Genomic DNA, 20,611 nt, shown 5'->3' on the forward strand with positions numbered 1-20,611 from the left:
GCCATGACCAAAAACAGGGCGGCCTTCATATTTCTTGGACTGGGCTTTATTCTTTACCTGGCGCCTGTCTTGTTGCTTTGCGCAACTCCCCCCTACACCAGGGACGCCCTGGTGCACCACATGGCCGTCCCCAAAATCTGGCTTAATTCCGGCGGAATCTGCGAAATCCCCTGGGCCGACTTTTCCTACCATCCCATGAATTTGCAGATCCTGTACTACCTTTCCTTAGTCTTCAAGTCGGATATTGCGCCTAAATTCGTCCATCTTTCCTTCGCCCTGGCTACGGGCCTGATTATCTTCCTGTATTTAAAAACGAAAATCTCCAAGCCGTGGGCCGCCTTCGGCGCGTTGTTTTATCTTACCGTCCCGGCCGTCCTGAAGCTCCAGACCATAGCCTATGTGGACCTTGGGCTGGCCTTTTTCGTCTGCGCTTGCGTGCTCGCCCTATTCAAATGGATGGAGCAAGGGTACGGCGTGAATGGTTGGCTTATCCTGGCGGGCGTGTGCATGGGCCTTGCCGTGGGAACCAAACCCAACGGCATACTGGCCTGGGGCCTGATGTGCCTGCTGGTCGTGTATTTTGCAGCAAGGGACGCCGAGCAGGCCCAGTGGAAGGCCGTCTGGTGGGGCGGGCTTTTTTTCCTGTGTGCTCTTATTGTGGTAAGCCCTTGGTATATTAAGAATTACATCCAGGTCGGCAATCCTTTGTATCCGCTGTTTTCTCCCGGAGGATCGGCGTATCCCCTGTTTGCAAACGACAAGGCCGGGGAGGACATCAGCATTTTCCTGCTCAGGAAACAGCTTTTCGGGGAAGGGTTGCTGGAATACCTATTGATACCCATTCGTATGTTTTTCAGCGGCCAGGATGACACGCCCCAATTTTTTGACGGAGTGCTGAATCCCTTGCTCCTGTTAGCAGCGCCTTTTGCTTTTGGATGGAAAAAACATAGGAAGCAAGTCGCGTTCATGGGGCTTTTTTGCCTTTTGTACATTATTATGGCCTTTTTAAAAACCGCGCCGAGAATTCGCTATATAATCTGCACCATCCCTTTTTTGGCCGTCATGACCGCCATGGGCCTGGCCTATCTCCAAAACGCCTTATCCGAACACTTTAACGGAAAATCCGCCCAAGCGCTTGTCTGGCTGCCCGTGCTGGTTGCAGTTTTAGGTTTGGGCGTCAACGCCCGGTATCTGACCGCCTATTTCGCCAAGGCCGACCCAATGCCCTACGTGACGGGCCGGGAGTCCAGGGCTGATTTTTTGGAAAAGCGCGTCAGGGAGTACAAGGCGGTGGAATTCATCAATGATTCCCTGCCTCAAGACGCCGTTGTGATGCTTGTATTTATGGGCCGGCGCGGATACTACCTGGACAGGCAGTATTTTCATAAAAACATGGGCGGGGTTCGGGAGATTGACCTGGCCATCCAGGACATGATGGAGGGAAAATCCTCCTCGGGCAGGCTGCACTCCTACGGGGCGACCCATCTGCTCGTCCAAACCAATCTTTTCATTAATCATATAGTTAATGAGTTTGGAGAAGCCCGGGGCAAAGAAATCCTCGGCCAGTTTCTGGCGCAGAATCCCGTCCTTTTTCAAAATAAGGAATACGCCGTGTTGCAAGTGGGGGCTGTTTCCTGAATGCGATCAGGGAAAAAACTGGATATCGGTCAAGTCCGGCTTTACGAATCCCGGCCCGCGAAATCTCGCTAAAACAGGCTGGTTGTGCTCGTTATCCCGCAGGAATAAAATCGCCGTTGAATCCGCATGGATGATTTTCCAGCCTTTGTTAAGCGCCGCAAGTTTTTGAAAAAATTTGGTGTTTGGCGTTAAAAGGACGTCGCCTTTGTACTTGGCCAGCCGGCCCCATTCTTGCCAGGGAAGGGCAAAAGCCAGCATATGATCCTGAATAACCTGCTCCGGGTAGCAGGTCCGGAACCTGCCGTCTATGGAAACCAGCATATTCGGATACAAGTGCCACATGGCGAATTCGCCCCAGTCAAAGGGTAAAATCAGCCCGCCTGTTAAGTTATTGGCCTTCATGTATCTGACCGCGTGAACCGGGTAAAAATCCTGATCTACAACGATCCGCAGGTTTGTGGTCTTGTACAGGTCCACGGTCTTGTAGCATTGGACGGCGCCCGCGGCGAAAAAGGCCGCGGCGATGACGCCGATGGTCGGAAGGGTCATGACGGTTTCAGGATGCTTCTTTTTAAATCCAGCGACCGCTTCGCCGATCCTGTCCACAAGCCACGGGGCGACAGTAATGGCGAAAAAGGGCAAGTGCCTTACATGCTTCAGGGAGGCGTATATGGTGAAAAAAACGACCACCGCCTCCCATTTGCGGATTTTTTCCGGCTTCAGGCATACGGCGGCAAAAAACATGACCATAAGCAGTTTTGCCTGCCAATGGGAAAAATCCATCAACGGCAGGGGCTCCCATTCACTGATGGCCCGGGGGACGGAAAGCGTCTGGGAAAAAAACAAAAGCAGTTTGTATCCGTAGGGATTTACAAGGGGCGCGGCAAAGGTGAGGAGGGTCCAAAACCAAAGACTTTTTAACGAAAACTCTTTTTTGCCTGAAACCCATTGCATCAGGGTCGCCCAGCCCGCGGCCAGTCCCAGGACCACCACGCCCATCAAAAAGCCCCCGTGCAACTGCACCCAAATCACTGTGGAAATCGGCAGTAAAAACAGGAGGTTTTTTCCGCCTGAAAAAAATTCCCTCAAAACAACGATAAAAACGGTGTAAAAGAAAAATGAAAACACTTGGGGCCGCACGTTAAACCCGGGAGCGGCTGCGAAGGCGGCCAGGGAAACCACCAGAGCCGCCGCAATAATCGGCTGGTCACGGCAAGTTTTGATGAGCATAAAAACAATGCAGAGGCCGATCAGCAGCTTGCCCAGCAACAGGCCTGCATCGCCGAAATTGGCGTAGGCGACCCAAAAAACCAATTCGGTCAGCCATTCGTGATTAATCCAAATATGTCCGAAAGCCGTCAGGGAAAAAGGATCCGTCGCGTGCAGGCTGCCGTTCTCCACCAGAGCCTGGCCGAATCTCAAATGCCCCCAAAGGTCCGGATCAGCCATAATAAGGGAAAACGCCCACAAAGCGTTTGCAATCGCCAGAAACCAGGCGGCGCCTGTTAACAGCCTTGACCACTGAGGGGAATTGGGGGATACAGAGTTCAATTGATTTTCCATGGTTGCGGCGTTTGCAATAAAAGGTTAGGGTTGATTCAGAGAAATATAGTCGGTTCTATATCACGACTTACCTCTTTTGAAAAAGGGTTGATCATTGAATAATAACAACCGGGCGGAAGGAATTTTAGCGCTTCTCATTATTAGCGGCATTATCCTGGCCGCATTCTCCCCGTTGTTGGCCAACCATTCCTTTCTCTGGGACGATGAGTTGAATCTGCTGCAAAATCCCCGGGCGACCTCTCCGGACTTGAACGGAATCATTCGCTACTGGACCGAACCTTACTTGAACATGTACATCCCGGTGGTTTATTCGGCCTGGAGCCTTATAGCTATGGCCGGCCAGGCTTTGGGGCTTCATGACGGAGGAGGGCCGTTAAGCCCGTGGCTGTTCCATGTCGTCAATCTGTTTTTCCACCTGATTAACGGGCTGCTGCTATATTTGCTGCTTGAAAAACTGGTGAAAAACAAACCGGCCGCCGCAATAGGCGCCTTGCTTTTCGCCCTTCATCCCGTCCAGGCGGAAGCGGCCTCCTATATCACGGAGCTTAAAACCTTGATGGCCTTCGCCTTTTCCGCGGGGGCCATGAACATATACTATGCGTATAAGCTAAACCCGAAAAAAAACGGGACTTTGCCCATTGGCGCAGCTGCAGGCGTTTTCCTGCTTTTTGTCCTGGCCCTCTTGTCCAAGCCGACGGCGGTGGTTGCTCCGGTATTCATTTTTATTATAAATCTGTTAGTCCTTGATTGGGGGTGCAAAAAAAGCATCAAGGAAGCCGCGCCTTGGTTTTTGGTCATTATTCCGTTTTTGATAATCACCAAAAGCGTTCAGCCTCCGTACTCCCATCAATTTGTATCAAGCATGGGAGAGCGCATTTTAATCTACGGAGACGCCATCGCCCATTATATGGCCAAGACGGCCTATCCGGCGCCTTTGGGGATCGATTACGGAAGGACGCCCCAAAACGTCCTAAATACGGGGTGGGGCTATTTTGCCTGGATCATCCCGGCTGTCATCGCCGGAGGCCTGCTTATATTAGGAAAAAAAGCAAGGCCTTATCTTGCGGGAGCGCTGATTTTCATCGCAGGATTCGGTCCGGTTTCCGGGCTTTCCCCCTTTGTATTTCAGACCATCTCCACGGTGGCGGACCGGTACATGTATTTTTCCATGGCGGGAGTTTCCTTGATAGCAGCTCTGTTAGTAGCCCGGCATCCGCATGCCATTGTCAAAGGAGTGGCTGGGGCTGTCTTGCTGGCCCTGGGCCTGCTCGTCAACCTGCAAGTGCGGACGTGGGACGGCAACGAAAGTCTTTATATTCAGGCGATCAAAACGAATCCCAACAGCGCGATGTCATACAACAACCTCGCCTCCCAGTATATGCACGGGACGACCCAGGGACTCATGTTCTACCATCGGGCTTTTACATTGAAGCCCGATCACGCTGTTGCGGTAAGAAACCTGTGCAGCAGCATTTTGAGCATGCGGAATGAGAATCCTGCCCAAAACCTGCGCTTTTTGGTCAGGCCGGAGGATCAACTCAAGGCCGTAAGTTATTATAATTACGCCGTAAACCTGGCTCGCACCGAGGATTATTCCCAAAGTCTTTTATGGATGGGAAAAGCCCTTGCCCTTGATTTGTTCAATCCAAAAATATTAAATAATTATGCAGTCTTATGCTGGAAAATCAAAGACTACAAAACCGCTCGCACCCTTTTTGAACTGGCGGGAGAGCTATATCCGGAGAGCCCCGATATAGCGGAAAATATTCTCCTGACTTTACCGAGGCCGGAATCCAGTGATACAAAGGCGGAAAACCTTATTTTTTTCAATGCAATCAAAACAGGATGAACCATGAACGTTGATAGAATGCGAAAAATCGACCGCTATGCCGGCGTCCCTCTTTGTTTTGTCATGACTCTGATCATCAAATGCCTTAGGTTCGTCATGCCTGTGCGCCGCAAGCAGGTGAAAAACGTCCTGTTTATTGAATTGTCCGAAATGGGCAGCGTCATCCTGGCGGATCCGGCCATGAAAAAAGCCAGGGACGGTCTGGGCGCCAACATCTTTTTCGCTATTTTCGAGCGCAATCAAAAAAGCCTGGAAATTCTCAACACCGTCCCCAAAGAAAACGTGTTCGGCATCAAAAGCGGGCCATTTTGGGAGCTTACCAAGGATTGCCTGCGCTTTCTCCTCTGGACCAGGAAAAACAATATCGACACGGTCATTGACCTGGAGTTATTCTCCCGCATTACGGCCTTGCTTTCCGGCATGTGCGGCGCGGACAGGATTGTGGGATACCATAGCTTTCATACAGAAGGGCTTTACCGCGGCGACATGATCACCCATAAAACCGCTTACAATCCCCACATCCATATATCCAAAAATTTCATAGCCTTGGTAAATTCCTTGATAACGGCGAACCAGGAAGAGGTTCCGTTTTCCAAAACCCTGATTAAGGACGAGGAAATCCGCCTGGAAACAGTGACGCCCAAACCCCAGGCCCTGGATGCCATGGGAAAAGCCATTAGGGCTTTGCATCCGGACTACGACCCTGAGGCTCACAGGATTGTACTCATCAATCCAAACGCGGGAGAGCTGCTTCCTCAAAGGCGTTGGATGCCCGAAAATTTTGTGTCGGTCATGAAAATGATCCTGAACGCCCACGAAGACGTTTTGGTTCTGATCACCGGAGATCCCTCGGAGCAAGAGGAGGCGGACGAACTCAAGGCCAGGGTAGGGCACGACCGCTGCATCAACTTCGCCGGCCAATGCCAATTGACCGAGTTGCCCGTCCTATACTCCCTGGCGACGCTCATGCTCACCAACGACTCCGGACCGGCGCATTTTGCAGCCGTAACGCCCATGCCGACTTACGTGATTTTCGGGCCGGAAACGCCGGCGTTATACGGATCTCTGGGAAATTGCATTCCCATCTATGCAGGGCTTGCCTGTTCGCCATGCGTCAGCGCTGCAAATCACCGCAAGACTCCTTGTTCGGATAATGTGTGTTTACAAGTTATTACACCGGAAATGGTGTTCGGGCTTTTGCAAGAAACTTTGGCCGTCAACGAGGAATAACGGCCGGGCGCTCCTGATTGACAAAAACCGGCTTAGCTGGCAATAATCAGAGGTCTCAAAACCATTAACCTTTAAATTACTGGTTTGCCTATGCAATCCGATAAAATCCTGGCGGGTTTAAAGGAACTTGCCGAAAAAATCGGGATCAAAGTCACTGAACAGGTGCTGAAATCTCCGGGCATCCATGTGCGCAGCGGGCTGTGCACCGTGCGCGGAGAAGAGCGATTCATCCTGGATAAAAAACTGAACCAGGGCGACAAGATTGAGGTGCTTGCCGACTGCCTGTGCCTCATGGACACCAACGGCGTTTTTCTGGTTCCGCAAATCCGCGATCTCCTTGCCAAACACCGTAAAAGGGCGGAGCACAGTCAAAAACAGGAAGAGGCCGAAACCGCCCATCATACTATCGAAGAAGATCATCGTATCGAGGCTTTAATCGAGGCCCTGGACCTGGATAAAGGCTCGGAAGCCGGCAACGTCAATGAAGCGACACATGACCAGGAAGAGGCGCCGGACATGGCTCTCGAAGCGGAAAATCCGGACGATTCCGATCCTGAATTAGAGGCAGGGGAGCAGGCGTGAAATCGGTCCTTTTTGGCCTGATTTTTCCGGACGGATTTCAAAGTTTACATAATATATATTATCGGACATAACGGATTGTCATTCTCCGTTTAGTCAACACTACATATAAGGAGCGTGTTCTACACATACCCGATGAACCCGGCCCAACACACACAAAAAAGACGCATCCATACAGTCTCCCAATTAACCGCCATTATCAAAAGCGTGCTGGAAGAAGCCTTGCCCTTTGTTTGGGTCACGGGCGAAATATCCAACCTCCGCATTCCGTCCTCCGGCCATTATTATTTCACCTTAAAGGATGATCATGCGCAAATCCGGAGCGTTATGTTCAAGGGGCACGCCAGGAACCTCAAGTTTGATCTGGAAGACGGCATGAGCGTGGTCTGCCTGGGACGGGTCGCCGTGTATGAACCCCAGGGAGCGTATCAAGTCCTTGTTGAGCATATGGAGCCTGCCGGCATGGGCGCTCTGGCCCTTGCTTTTGAACAGCTTAAGGCTAAACTGTCCGAGGAAGGCCTGTTTGACGAAGATCGTAAAAAATCGCTGCCTTATCTCCCCCGGACCATAGCAGTCGTTACAAGCCCCACCGGCGCCGTGATCCACGATATTCTGCGTGTTTTAAGCTACCGGTTTCCCAAGGTCCATGTCCAGGTGTGGCCGGTCAAGGTCCAAGGAGCTGATTCCCCGGCGCAAATAGTCCGATCCCTGGAGATGATTAACCAACAAAATCAGTCGGATGTCATCATTATCGCCCGCGGCGGAGGTTCCCTGGAGGATCTTGCGCCGTTCAACTCCGAGGAAGTCGCCCGCGCCATATTCGCCAGCGCCATTCCCGTGATTTCCGCTGTAGGTCACGAAACCGACTACACCATAGCCGATTACACGGCCGACAGACGCGCTCCCACGCCCAGCGCTGCTGCTGAAATCGTCTTACCGGAATATCAGGGATTAGAGCTTTTATTAAAAGAATACGCCGCCCGGTTAAAAGGCGCATTCACCTTAATTCTAAAACAAGAACGCGACAATCTGCTGAATTTAAAGAAAAGGCTTCCGCCTCCCCGCAGGCAGGTGGATGATTGGCGCTTGCGTATGGACGATTATCAGCAACGCATAATCAACCTGACCAAACGGGGGGTTGTGGAGAATCGCAACAATTTATCTACAGCGTTATACAAACTTAACAAGCTGTCTCCATTGCATAAAACTCCAAGTCTTAAAGTGATGCTTGAACTTAAGCTCCGGCAAATTACCGGTGCAATGCAGCAACAAATGCGAGCCGATAAGGCGGCCCTCAGTCAAGCCCGGGCAAGCCTGGAAGCCCTCAACCCTTCCGGCATCCTGGAACGGGGATACAGCATCACCCGAAAGACCCCCGGCATGGAAATCGTCCGAAACGTCCATGACTTAAGCCCTGGAGACGAGGTGGAAATCACCCTGGCTTCGGGTAAGGCCGCCGCCCAAATAAAAAGCATTGAAAAAGGAACCAAATCATGAAAAAAAACGCAACGTTTGAATCAGCCGCCAAAGAGCTGGAGCAAATCGTGTCTCAAATGGAAAAGGGGGACCTTCCTTTGGAAACCGCCCTGGCCAAATTTGAAGAAGGTATGAAATTATACGAATTTTGCTCCAAAAAGCTGGACGAAGTGGAAAAAAAGGTTACCCTTATATTACAGGATTCCGAAGGAAACCTGAAGGAAACCCCGTTTGGAACAGAATAACGCCCTATCCCGGCCGAATCCGGGCAAGAAGATAAAATGACGGAACCAACCTTACAATCTGATTTGAATTCCTTTGACTTAAAAGCCTTTCTTACCGAATACGGACGCTTGGTTGTGGCCGCCATGGAAAAACGCATCGCCCGCTATCCTGAGGAAAGCCGGGTCACCCAGGCCATGCGCCACTCCCTGTTCGCCGGAGGAAAGCGTCTGCGCCCTATTCTCTGCATGACCTCCGCCGAAGCCGTCGGCGGAAACAAAGACCATGTCATGGACGTGGCCGCAGCCCTGGAGTTTATCCACACCTATTCCCTAATCCATGACGACCTTCCCGCCCTGGACGACGACGATTATCGCCGGGGAACCCCCACCTGTCACAAGGCTTTTGACGAAGCCACCGCCATTCTCGCTGGCGACGGACTTTTAACCAGCGCCTTTGAAATCCTGTCCCACGCAGCCGATGACGGCCTATTGCCTGCGGAAAAAGTCCTGACCATCATCGCCCGCATCAGTCACGCCGCCGGCTGCAACGGCATGATCCTTGGTCAAATGCTTGATATAGAGGGAGAACATGAGTCTCTGACTCGCGAGGAACTGGAAGACATCCACAACAACAAAACCGGCGCCATGATAGAGGTTTCGGTGTTTTCAGGCGCTTATCTGGGCGGTGGAACCCCGGAGCAAATCGCGGCCCTGGACGTCTACGCCAAAAACGTGGGCCTGGCTTTTCAGGTGATCGACGATATCCTTAATGTGATCGGAGACCCCAAAGTCATGGGCAAGGCCGTGGGAACAGACGCGGAGCTTGGTAAAAGCACCTATCCGGCGCTCATGGGTCTGGACGGCGCCCAGGATTTTGCCGAACGCTTGATCAACAAAGCCTTGCAAGCCATTGTTTCCTTTGATAACAAGTGTGATCCGTTGCGTTCCATAGCAACTTATATACTTACGCGAAGCCGCTAACCCCCTGCCCTTTATGTTTATGATCGGCGCAGTGCGGTTTCAGGGACTTTTTGTGAATGGGCGAAACAAAATACCTTAAAGATATAAAATCCCCCGACGACCTTAAGAAGCTCCCCATGGAGGTCTTGCCTGAATTGGCAAAGGAAGTCAGGGAGTTAATTATAGAAACGGTTTCCAGGACAGGCGGACATCTGGCCCCCAGCCTTGGGACGGTGGAACTGACCATCGCCCTGCATTATGTGTTCAATCTCCCCAAAGATAAAATCATCTGGGACGTGGGGCATCAGTCATACACCCATAAAATCCTTACCGGCCGGGCCGACCGATTTCACACCCTGCGCACCCACGGAGGCCTTTCCGGCTTCGCCCGCATGAGCGAAAGCCCTTACGACGCCTTTACCGTAGGCCACTCCAGCACCTCCATTTCCGCCGGCGCCGGCATAGCAACAGGCAAGTGCCTCAATAAGGATTGCTCCAAGGTCATTTCCGTCATCGGCGACGGCTCCATGACCGCCGGGCTGGCCTACGAAGGCCTGAACCACACGGGGGATTTAAAAAAAGACCTTATCGTAGTCCTGAATGACAACGAAATGTCCATTTCCCCGAATGTGGGCGCATTGTCCAATTTTCTTTCCCGCAAACTCACCGCCAAAACCTTTATGGACTGGCGCACCGAGTTTAAGGGCATCCTCAGCTCAACGCCGAATATTTATAAGTTTTTCAAGAAGATGGAGGAGTCCTTCAAGGCTTTTGTCACGCCGGGCATGCTGTTTGAAGCCTTTGAGTTCCAGTACATAGGCCCCATTAACGGCCACAGGCTGGACCACCTGATCAAAACCCTTGAAAATGTGAAAAATGCCGGCACCCCGATTCTTTTCCATACCACGACGGTCAAAGGCAAGGGCTACGAGCCTGCGGAAAAAAACCCGACCTATTTTCATGGAGTGGGCTCCTTTGAAGTGGCCACCGGGAATTGCTGCAAGATTTCCGGCGCCAAAGCGCCCTCTTACACCAACGTCTTTGGGGACGCCATTGTGGAGTTCGCCCGGGAAAACGACAGGATCGTGGCCGTCACGGCCGCCATGCCTGAAGGCACCGGCCTGACCAATTTTCACGACGAGTTTCCCACCCGGTTTTTCGACGTGGGCATAGCCGAACAACACGGCGTGACCTTCGCCGCCGGCCTCGCCGCCGAGGGCTTTCACCCGGTGGTGGCCATATACTCCACCTTCCTGCAAAGGGCCTTTGATCAGGTCTTGCACGACGTGTGCCTGGAAAACCTGCCCGTGTGCTTTGCCATGGACCGGGGCGGCCTGGTGGGCGAGGACGGCCCCACTCATCACGGCGCCTTTGACCTGTCCTTTTTGCGCTGCATTCCCAATCTGACCATCATGGCGCCCAAGGACGAAGACGAACTCCGCAATATGCTGTATACGGCAGTCAATCACAACGGCCCCACGGCGATCCGCTACCCCCGGGGGCAGGCGGTGGGCGTGCCTTTGTCCGAAAAACCGAGCCTTTTGCCCGTAGGCAAGGCCGAAGTGCTGCACGAAGGCGAAGACGTGATTATCCTGGCCGTGGGCCGCATGGTCTGCGAAGCCCTGGACGCCCGGGAGAAACTGGCCGAAAAGGGCGTTTCCGCCGGAGTCATTAACTGCCGCTTCATTAAGCCCCTGGACATGGAAACCATCGCCGGGGCCGTCAAAAAAACTCCCCGGGTGATCACGGCGGAAGACAACGCCCTCATGGGCGGGTTCGGCAGCGCAGTGCTTGAGGCGATCCAGGAAGCCGGCGTCACGGGCGTACGCGTCTCCCGGGTCGGCCTGCCCGATCAGTTTGTGGAGCACGGCGCTCCCGGAATTCTGCGCGCAAAATACGGCGTGGATTCCCAGGGCATTATACAAGCGGCGGAAAAGCTGCTTAACGACTTCCCATTGAAATCCAATGGCTAAAAAACAACGCCTCGACACGCTGATAACCGAATTAGGCCTGGCGCCGTCCCGGACGCGCGCCCAGGCCTTGATATTATCCGGCCAGGTTTTGGTGGACGACGTTCCCCAGGATAAGGCCGGCGCCATGATCTCGCCTGAAGCAAACATCTCGGTGCGAGGCCAGGATATGCCCTATGTCAGCCGGGGCGGATTAAAGCTGGAAGGCGCCCTGGACCAACTGGGCCTGTCCGTCCAGGGGCTGGACTGCATCGACGTGGGCGCTTCCACCGGGGGTTTCACCGACTGCCTGCTTCAGCGCGGCGCCTCCCGGGTCATCGCCGTGGACGTGGGATACGGCCAGTTCGCCTGGAAGCTCCGGCAGGACGCCCGGGTTGTGGTCATGGAGCGGACCAATATCCGCCATACGGTCCCCGAGGACCTACCCTGGAAGCCGGAACTGGCGGTCATTGACGTATCCTTTATATCCCTTAAAATAGTAATCCCTGTGCTTTTGGAACTGATGGCGCAGCATTGCCGGATCATCCCCATGGTCAAGCCTCAGTTTGAGGTGGGCAAGGGGGAGGTGGGTAAGAACGGCGTGGTTAAGGACCCCGCCAAGCACGCCAAGGTTTTGGAGGATATGGAGGCCTTTTTCAAAGGGCTTGGCCTGGAGTGCATAGGCCCGGCGCCCTCCCCTATTCTCGGCCCCAAAGGCAATAAAGAGTTCTTTTTTCTCCTCACTCGCACAGCTTTTTGATGCGGGGCGTTTCATTGTTTTTTTGACACAACTTGCGCCGTATATTATCCTGAATATTCTTAAAGTGCGACCAGTCCAATAATTCTTCTCGGACTGCTCACAAAAACAAAAATTTTTCTGGATAGTCGATGAGGAGTGAACAATGCGTATGCGTTTTGCAGCATGGGTGTGCTGCCTTCTGTGCAGTTTGGGTTTCCTGATTTTTCCCGTTGCCGCCTCGGCCGGCGGCCAGGAAGAAGTGGGCCTTCAGGTTTTGGACTTTCCCTCGGAAAAAGTGATGGTCGCATTTTATGAAAAACACGCTCCCGGCGCCAGCGACGCCATGGCTTCCATGAATATTTCCGGTTGCGGAGACTTCCGCCTATACAAACTGGTCGACTATAAAGACGGCGCTGACAAAACCGTCTCCCTCCCCTGGGGGCACCGTCTGGCCGACCGCAAACAATGGGGCGTCTGGGAAAAATGGTTTCGAAACTCCATGAAAAAGCGCTGCGACAAATCCAGAAGGCTTCCACGCGACATCCCCAATGCGGTATGGTACTCCCTGTCCCCGGAAATGAGCATCAAGGCGGCGGAAAGCCAGTCCGTGGACGACTTCAAAAGAATGCTGGACGCCTCCGAGGTTCCAGGCATCACCCAGTATGTGATCGAACAGGATAAGTATCGCTGGTGGCCGCCCAAGGCGCCGGACGAATTGCCCTTTTAGATTTATGTTTAATCAAAACAAACACCAAAGCCTAATATTAAGCAAATACTCTCCCAAAAAGGGTTGATTTTTTTGTTGTTTGAGGCTACGTTTCCGTTTTCTTTAGGGTCAAGGGGCGTATTAGGCCTGATTGAGGAGGGACTGTGGATAGCACTTATAAACCTGCAAAGCTAAGGTTTTAAAATATCACGAAAAAGGAGACCGGGTATTCATGAATGAAAAACTAAGAAACGTGGCATTAATAGCCCATGGCGGCGCTGGCAAAACTTCGTTGGCCGAAGCAATCCTTTTCAACGCCGGAACAACCAACCGGTTGGGCCGGGTGGAAGACGGAAACAGCACCATGGACTTTGAGCCGGAGGAACTGAAACGGACCTCCAGTATCAGCACGGGTTTCGCCACTTGCGGCTGGAAGAAACACGAGTTTAGCATAATGGACACCCCCGGCGACCAGAACTTTTTTTCCGACACCCGTTTGTGCCTCCAGGGCGCGGACGCGGCTATCGTGGTGATTGACGCCGTGGACGGCGTCAAGGTGCAGACCGAACAGGCTTGGGAACTGGCCGACGAATACGGCCTGCCCCGCTGCATCTTCATCAACAGGCTGGACAGGGAGCGCTCCGAATTCCTGAAAACCGTCCAGGACGCGGAAGAATCCTTCACCATCAGGCCCATCATCACCCAGGTTCCCATAGGCAAAGAGCATGAGTTCAACGGGGTTGTGGACCTTCTGAAAATGAAAGCCTACGTCTACGACGACAAAGGAAAGGCCTCCGAAACCGAGATCCCCGCCGATATGGCCGACATGGTGGAAGAACAGCGGGAAGCCTTTATAGAAAATGTAGCTGAAGCGGACGACGAACTTCTGGAAAAATACCTGGAAGGCGAAGAGCCCTCCAACGACCAGTTGAAGGCCGCCCTGAAAAAAGGAACCCTGGAAGGCATTTTCGCCCCCGTGCTTTGCGGCTCCGCCACCAAAAACGTGGCCGTGGACCTGCTCATGGATTTCCTCATCGACGCCATGCCCTGCCCCTACGACAGGCCCGCCATCAAAGGGTACCTGGACACCGCCGACGCAGAGGAAGTGGAACTGCCCCCCGATCCGGACGCGCCCTTTGCCGCTCTGATCATCAAGACCATGGCCGGTTTTGCCGGCAACCTGAGCGTGATGCGCGTTTTTTCCGGCTCTCTGGGCGGCGACGGCGGCTTTTACAACGTCAACCGGTCCTCCAAAGAACGCTTCAGCCAGTTGCTGACCGTGTTCGGCAAAGACACCAAGCCCGTCACCCAGGCAGGCCCCGGAAGCATCGTGGCCGTTGCCAAGCTCAAGGACACCAAAACCGGCGACACTTTGTGCGACGACTCCCGCAAGCTGATCATCAAGCCTGCTGAGATTCCTAACCCCTTGATTTCCTACGCCGTGGTTCCCAAGGCCAAGGGCGACGAAGAAAAAATCTTCTCCTCCCTGACTAAAATCGCGGAAGAAGATCCCGCCCTGGTGCTGGACCGCAACGCGGAAACCAAGGAAATCCTGGTCCGCGGCATGGGCCAGGTGCATATTGAAAACGCTGTCGAAAAAATGAACCGCAAATTCGGCGTCAGCGTCAACCTGAACCTGCCCCAGGTGCCTTATCGCGAAACCATCAAGAAAAAGGTCCGCGTCCAGGGTAAACATAAAAAACAGACCGGCGGCCACGGTCAGTTCGGCGACTGCTGGGTGGCCTTCGAGCCCATGGAAAGAGGCGCGGGCTTTGAGTTTGTGGACGCCATCGTAGGCGGCGTAATTCCCAAGACTTACATCCCGGCCGTTGAAAAGGGCATCGTGGAAACCGCAGTCAAGGGCGTTCTCGCCGGCTTCCCCACGGTGGACTTCAAAGCCACCCTGGACTTCGGCTCCTTCCACCAGGTGGACTCTTCGGAAATGGCCTTTAAAATCGCCGGCGCTCTGGCTTTCAAGAAGGCCATCCCGGATGCCGGCGCCGTGCTGCTGGAGCCCGTATACAAAATCGCAGTTATCGCACCGGACGACTTCACCGGCGATATCATGGGCGACTTGAACTCCCGCAGGGGCCGCGTGCTCGGCATGGACTCCAAGGGCAAAAACCAGGTGGTGGAAGCCCACGTGCCGCTTTCCGAAATCCTGACCTACGCCCCGGACCTCAATTCCATGACCGGCGGCCGCGGCATGTACACCATGGAATTCTCTCATTACGACGAAGTGCCTGCTCAGCTCGCCCAGAAGATCATTGAGGCGGCGGCCGCGGAAAAGGAAGAATAATTCCTTTCATTCCATAGAGACTAAAAAAGGGGAAGCCTTCGCTTGGAGGCTTCCCCTTTTTGCTTTTATAGATGAATATCTACGCGCCGCAGCATTTCTTGTATTTCTTCCCGCTGCCGCAAGGGCAAGGCGAGTTCCTGCCGACTTTGTCGTCCTTGCGCTGGACCGGCTTCTTCTTCACAGCCTGATCGCCGCCGTGGGAGAAGGTCATTTCCTGTTCCTTAGGCTTGATCTCTTCAATCTTTTCCGGCTCTTCCTCAAAGCGCACGAAGAAAAGCAGCTTGACCACTTCCTCCTGGATTTTATCGATCATCTCCTGGAACATTTCAAAGCCCTCTTTCTTATAAACGATCAAGGGCTGTTGCTGAGCGTAACTCCGGAGGCCGATGCCTTCCCGCAGGTGGTCCATGGAAAGCAAATGGTCCTTCCACAGGGAGTCCACGGTCCGGAGCATGACGTACTCCTCCAGGTTTCGCCACTGGTCGGAGCCGATGGACTTCTCCTTGGCGTCGTAGACCTCAATGGCCGTCTGGTACAGGATGTCGCCAAGTTCCTGGGACTTGATTTTGTCCTTGATTTCGTCGTCGACTTGAACGCGAATGCCGAACTGGGCGTACATATCGTCGTTGATGGCTTCCCAGTCCCAGTCTTTGGCGTGAGTCCGGTCGTCTGCGTGGACAGCGGCAATGCCCTCGGTCAGATCTTCGATCATAGCTTCGATATTGGGGCGCAGGCTTTCTCCGCTGAGTATTTCCCGGCGCTGGCGGTAGATCACCTCGCGCTGCTGGTTCATGACGTCGTCGTATTCCAAGATATGCTTACGGCCTTCAAAGTTGTGGGCTTCCACCTTGGCCTGGGCGTTTTCAATGCCCCGGGAGAGAATCTTGGCCTCAATGGGTTCGCCTTCCTGCATGCCCAAGGTGTCCATGATCTTGGACATGCGCTCCCCGCCGAAAATACGCAGCAGATCGTCGTCCATGGACAAATAAAAACGGGAGGAGCCCGGGTCGCCCTGACGGCCGGAGCGGCCGCGAAGCTGGTTGTCGATCCGGCGGCTTTCGTGCCTTTCCGTACCGAGAATATGGAGGCCGCCCAATTCCTTGACGCCCTCGCCCAGCTTGATGTCCGTACCGCGGCCGGCCATATTGGTGGAAATGGTGACGGAGCCCGCCTGCCCTGCGTTGGCCACGATCTGCGCTTCGCCTTCATGGTTCTTGGCGTTCAATACGTTGTGGGGAACGCCCCGCTTTTTTAGCATTTTCGCCAGGGTTTCCGAGTCGTCAATGGAGATAGTGCCCACCAAAACCGGCTGGCCGGAGCGATGCAACTCCTGGATTTCGTTGATGACAGCTTCGTACTTCTCCTGCTTGGAACGATAAATGACGTCCGGGTAATCCTTTCGGATCATGGGCATGTTGGTGGGGATAACCACAACATCAAGGTTGTAAATCTTTTTAAATTCGGGGGCTTCCGTGTCCGCCGTACCGGTCATGCCCGAAAGTTTTTCGTACATGCGGAAATAATTCTGAAAGGTGATGGACGCCAGGGTCTGGTTTTCGTTTTCGATTTTGACCTTTTCCTTGGCTTCCAGAGCCTGATGCAGGCCGTCGCTGTAGCGCCTGCCGGGCATAAGGCGGCCCGTGAACTCGTCCACGATGATGACCTCGCCCTGCTTGACGATGTAGTCCACATCCCTTTTAAAAAGGGTGTGGGCCTTCAGGGCCTGGTTGACATGGTGCAGCATTTCCATGTTTTTGTGGTCGTACAGGTTGTCCACACCAAGGCCCCCTTCGACCACTTTGACGCCCTCTTCCGTCAGTGCCACGGTGCGGGCCTTTTCGTCGATGGTATAATGATCCTCCTCCCTGAGCCGGGGGATGACCACGTCCACCTGATAGTACAACTGGGTGGATTTTTCCGCAGGGCCGGAAATGATCAAAGGCGTTCTGGCTTCGTCAATCAGGATGCTGTCCACTTCGTCCACGATGGCGAAGTGGTGGTCCCTTTGTACGAAATGCCCCCGGGAATACTTCATGTTGTCGCGCAGATAATCAAAGCCGAACTCATTGTTGGTGCCGTACGTGATGTCTGCGGCATAGGCTTCCTGGCGTTCATCATCATCCAGGCCGTGCACGATAGTTCCCACAGTCATGCCCAGAAAACGGTAGATCTGCCCCATCCATTCGGTGTCGCGCGTGGCCAGGTAATCGTTCACCGTAACCACATGCACGCCGCGGCCGGTCAATGCATTCAGATAAGCGGGCAGCGTGGCCACCAGGGTCTTGCCCTCGCCTGTTTTCATTTCCGCAATGTTTCCCTGATGCAAGACCATGCCGCCTATGAGCTGAACGTCAAAATGCCGCATTTCCAGGGTGCGGATGGAGGCTTCGCGAACCGCTGCAAAAGCGTCGCACAGGATGTCGTCAAGGGGCTTGCCGTCCGCCAACAGCTTTTTGAACACTTCCGTCTGAGCCCGCAACTCGTCGTCGCTCATGGCTTGGTATTTGGGCTCAAGCTCATTTATCTGATTGACTGTGGGATGGAAAGATTTAATAACCCGGGAATTTTTGGTGCCGAAAATTTTTGCTAGGGTTTCGCCTATCATTGAAAATTTCGCCTTTCAGAATACACGTATTGACTTAACAGGTTATGCTCGTAAAACCGGATGGGCTGAAAGCCGTGGACGCCTTTTCCTTTGGAAGATTGGCATGGCGCCGCCAGTGTGCGAGTGCGTATTGGGGGTATAGCAAAACCATTGCTCCTGCACAAGCCCTTGTTTGGCTTGAAAATCCAAATTTAACAACTGCATACGGTAAAACTTGGTTCGGGCGGGATTCTCCTTCCTATTCCGTATGCAATACCAAACTATAAGCATGGTTTATGGGTTCGGCAATCAGGAAAGCCGTGAAAATGCGCGTATAAATAAAAGAAAAACAGTTCTGAATTGTAGAGGGGATTTAAAATGTCGGGTCGCTGTGCACGAATTTCCTATGCCTTGATGCGGAGCGACCCGACAAATTGTGACGACGCCCATTTTAGCATTGGGCAAAAAAAACTATTCTTCAATATCACCCCAATCATCCCTGTCTTCCATTTTCGCTCCCCATGTTTCGGCATAAATCCCCAATATCACAAATTTCTTAAAACTTGAATACTCCCAATCAAATGGAGATCCAACATAACCATGCTTGACCGGGTTATAATGGATATATTCCACATGCCGGTTGAAATCATTCTGATCTCTTATCAAGTGCTCCCAATAGCGATGCTGCCAAACGCTTTGCTCTTTTCCACGCTCTCGGGATTTGTCCGGCTGGGTGCGAAGTTGCTGGTCGCAATTCTTGGTGAAATGCGTCTTGATCAGCCGCCATCTCGTGGAAAAATCCCTGTCTCCGTCAGGCAGCGTCCAAATGCAATGTAAATGGTCGGGCAATAAAACAAAGGCTTCAATGCGAAAAGGGCGAAAGGTCATGACTTGCTTGAAAGATTCCCGCAGCAGGTCTCGATTTTCGGGGACGCATAAAAATGGTTTTCGCAACCGGGTCACCACCGTAAAAAAATAAGTTCCTCCTCGGATTTTCGCCCGTTTGTATCGCATGAGGATTCCAAGCGCCGTTAAGAAACGGTTAATATGGTCAACTTCATATACCGAAAGATGTCGGGTTGCTGCGCGCGATCGCACTTTGCTGCGAATTCAGATAGGGCGAAATACAGTCTTTAGGATTCAAATGCCATGCCGCCGCTCCGTGTAACCCGACCTACAAAATAATCAATATTTCGAGCAGTTACGTAGGTCGGGTCACGCGGAGCCTTCCGGGAAAAATATAGAATCCGGAAGCGCCCAATCTACCCGAAATGATGTTGAATCCTAAGCCCCCTTGCGGAGCGACCCGACAAATTGCCTCTTTTCGTTCACTTAAGATCACTCCGGTCCTTGAGTTTTTTAAACAAGTCGTTATCATTTTCAATCTTTTTACTATCAGTCAATCCTTCTGCAGATTTGCTTGATATAGTGGGTTGCTTTATCTCCTCTGAGTCCTTCACCTCCTTTTCTGATACCCTGTAAAATGGCAAGACTGTTGACAACAGTGCCGCAATTGCAACGATTCCCATCCCAGTTAAAATCAGTCCGTAAATGGTCGCAAGAATTCCTGAAAAGGTATAACTACCCCTCCAATGCACCTCTCCAGTGACCAAAGCCTTTATTCCTAAAAAAAGGGGGATTGCACCTAAAAGAACTATTCCCAAACATTCCAAAATTATTGCGCAACCACTTTTTCCATGGATGTTGTTTTCCATCAAATACCTTTCGCGACAATTCCAATATGTCGGGTCGCTGCGCGCGATCGCACTTTGCTGCGAATTCAGATAGGGCGAAATACAGTCTTTAGGATTCAAATGCCATATCGCCGCTTCGCGTGACCCGACCTACAAAACCACCAAAAATTCAAGTTGTTATGTAGGTCGGGTCACGCGAAGCATTCCGGGAAAAATATAGAATCCAGAGGCGCCTAATCTACCCAAAATGATGTTGAATCCTAAGCCCCTTTGCGGAGCGACCCGACAAAAGGTTCACTCTTCAAAATCGGGCGCCTCACTCCGGGCCGATTTTTTACTTCCTTCCGACCAATATATACTCCTCAAACGTCAAACGTAGACCCCATTTATTGTGCGGTCAAAGGCGTCAGGGGAGCTACGTACTTGCCCGGCTCAACCAATCCCTGGTGCAGGTTCTGCACCGCGCTCAAGGGCAGCACGCCTGTGGTCTTGAACGGAACCCGGCCGGAAAAAAGCCCTCCGCCCACCAGATGAACCACCCCGCTGGCCTTGTAATCCACGTCTTCCACGGCCTGGCCGGATTGCAACTGAACCAGGAGCTTGGCCAATAAAGGAACCAGGTTGAGATTCGAGGCATGGGCCTCGGCCTCGATAATCTGGGATCCAAACCCTGGAACCTCCGCCTGCTGGCCGGACACAATGCTGATCAGCTTGCTTCCCGAGAGGTAGATGTCCCCTTCCGACCCTGCAATCTGCAACGGGTCGGCGTTCTTATTGATCACGCGCAGTTTCACCTTGAACGAGGTTTCAAATAACGTGGCGTCCTGAACGGCGATACTGGCCAGGGTGACTTCAGGAGCTTTGTACCCCACCCCAAAGCTTGCGCAAGAGGATAAGGCCAGGATGAACAGGCAGACGGTTACAAGAAGAGCGATATTTCTCATTTAGAATCTCCTGATATGCTTGTTTTCCATTGTTTAGGAATCTTTCGTCCAAGAATACCACACGCGCTACTCCGGTCAAGGATTTGGAGCTGCCAAGCGTGAAAACAAGGGTATTTTTCCTGTTGACACGAAAAAGTAACGCTGTTACTTTAACCCATCGTCAATTCGGCCTTGATT

16 protein-coding genes are annotated in these 20,611 nt (G+C 52.8%); 11 read left to right on the forward strand and 5 right to left on the reverse strand.

The annotated features are described in order from the left end of the window. The first annotated feature begins 3 nt into the window (after positions 1-3). Positions 4-1,638 carry an ArnT family glycosyltransferase gene (locus G491_RS0107575; protein WP_028314155.1) on the forward strand — a complete coding sequence of 545 codons (1,635 nt, stop codon included), beginning with the start codon at positions 4-6 and terminating at the stop codon, positions 1,636-1,638. 6 nt (positions 1,639-1,644) lie between these two features. Here G491_RS0107575 and G491_RS0107580 read toward each other — a convergent pair whose 3' ends face one another. Beyond that, positions 1,645-3,087 carry a hypothetical protein gene (locus G491_RS0107580; RefSeq protein WP_169829404.1) on the reverse strand — a complete coding sequence of 481 codons (1,443 nt, stop codon included), beginning with the start codon at positions 3,085-3,087 and terminating at the stop codon, positions 1,645-1,647. Between the two features lie 208 nt (positions 3,088-3,295). Here G491_RS0107580 and G491_RS0107585 point away from each other — a divergent pair, with 208 nt between their 5' ends. The 10 genes from G491_RS0107585 (at position 3,296) to fusA (ending at position 15,212) form a co-directional block, all read left to right on the forward strand. Further along, positions 3,296-5,050: a tetratricopeptide repeat protein gene (locus G491_RS0107585; protein WP_028314157.1), complete on the forward strand. Its 1,755-nt coding sequence runs from the start codon at positions 3,296-3,298 to the stop codon at positions 5,048-5,050. Between the two features lie 3 nt (positions 5,051-5,053). Next, positions 5,054-6,280: a glycosyltransferase family 9 protein gene (locus tag G491_RS0107590; protein ID WP_028314158.1), complete on the forward strand. Its 1,227-nt coding sequence runs from the start codon at positions 5,054-5,056 to the stop codon at positions 6,278-6,280. Positions 6,281-6,370: 90 nt separating this feature from the next. Then, a complete protein-coding gene (locus G491_RS0107595; RefSeq protein WP_028314159.1) occupies positions 6,371-6,862 on the forward strand; it encodes a hypothetical protein in 492 nt (163 codons plus the stop codon). 114 nt (positions 6,863-6,976) lie between these two features. Then, positions 6,977-8,356, forward strand: a complete 1,380-nt coding sequence (gene xseA / locus G491_RS0107600) for an exodeoxyribonuclease VII large subunit (protein ID WP_157468096.1) — start codon at positions 6,977-6,979, stop codon at positions 8,354-8,356. Next, a complete protein-coding gene (xseB, locus tag G491_RS0107605) occupies positions 8,353-8,580 on the forward strand; it encodes an exodeoxyribonuclease VII small subunit (protein ID WP_012609982.1) in 228 nt (75 codons plus the stop codon). The genes xseA and xseB overlap by 4 nt, the downstream gene beginning before the upstream one ends. Positions 8,581-8,616: 36 nt before the next feature. Next, positions 8,617-9,540, forward strand: a complete 924-nt coding sequence (locus G491_RS0107610; RefSeq protein ID WP_051327107.1) for a polyprenyl synthetase family protein — start codon at positions 8,617-8,619, stop codon at positions 9,538-9,540. Positions 9,541-9,596: 56 nt separating this feature from the next. After that, positions 9,597-11,492: a 1-deoxy-D-xylulose-5-phosphate synthase gene (gene dxs, locus G491_RS0107615; protein ID WP_028314162.1), complete on the forward strand. Its 1,896-nt coding sequence runs from the start codon at positions 9,597-9,599 to the stop codon at positions 11,490-11,492. Continuing rightward, entirely contained in the window at positions 11,485-12,228 is a 744-nt protein-coding gene (locus G491_RS0107620; RefSeq protein WP_028314163.1) for a TlyA family RNA methyltransferase, read from the forward strand. The genes dxs and G491_RS0107620 overlap by 8 nt, the downstream gene beginning before the upstream one ends. A gap of 148 nt (positions 12,229-12,376) precedes the next feature. Beyond that, a complete protein-coding gene (locus G491_RS0107625) occupies positions 12,377-12,934 on the forward strand; it encodes a hypothetical protein (RefSeq protein WP_157468098.1) in 558 nt (185 codons plus the stop codon). Positions 12,935-13,145: 211 nt separating this feature from the next. Further along, positions 13,146-15,212 carry an elongation factor G gene (fusA, locus tag G491_RS0107630; protein WP_028314165.1) on the forward strand — a complete coding sequence of 689 codons (2,067 nt, stop codon included), beginning with the start codon at positions 13,146-13,148 and terminating at the stop codon, positions 15,210-15,212. Positions 15,213-15,291: 79 nt separating this feature from the next. On the opposite strand, the gene secA is transcribed toward fusA, so the two are convergent. From secA to G491_RS0107650, 4 genes are all read right to left on the reverse strand, one after another. Then, entirely contained in the window at positions 15,292-17,817 is a 2,526-nt protein-coding gene (secA, locus tag G491_RS0107635) for a preprotein translocase subunit SecA (RefSeq protein WP_028314166.1), read from the reverse strand. 450 nt (positions 17,818-18,267) lie between these two features. Then, the gene (locus G491_RS0107640) at positions 18,268-18,810 is read right to left on the reverse strand and encodes an REP-associated tyrosine transposase (protein ID WP_028314167.1); all 543 of its coding nucleotides are present in this window, start codon (positions 18,808-18,810) and stop codon (positions 18,268-18,270) included. 314 nt (positions 18,811-19,124) lie between these two features. Continuing rightward, on the reverse strand, positions 19,125-19,511 hold the full coding sequence (locus G491_RS0107645; RefSeq protein WP_028314168.1) for a hypothetical protein: 387 nt from the start codon (positions 19,509-19,511) through the stop codon (positions 19,125-19,127). Between the two features lie 365 nt (positions 19,512-19,876). Next, entirely contained in the window at positions 19,877-20,434 is a 558-nt protein-coding gene (locus tag G491_RS0107650) for an LEA/WHy family protein (protein ID WP_028314169.1), read from the reverse strand. Positions 20,435-20,611 lie beyond the last annotated feature (177 nt).

It is taken from the genome of Desulfatibacillum aliphaticivorans DSM 15576 (genome assembly GCF_000429905.1).
Lineage (GTDB): Bacteria > Desulfobacterota > Desulfobacteria > Desulfobacterales > Desulfatibacillaceae > Desulfatibacillum > Desulfatibacillum aliphaticivorans.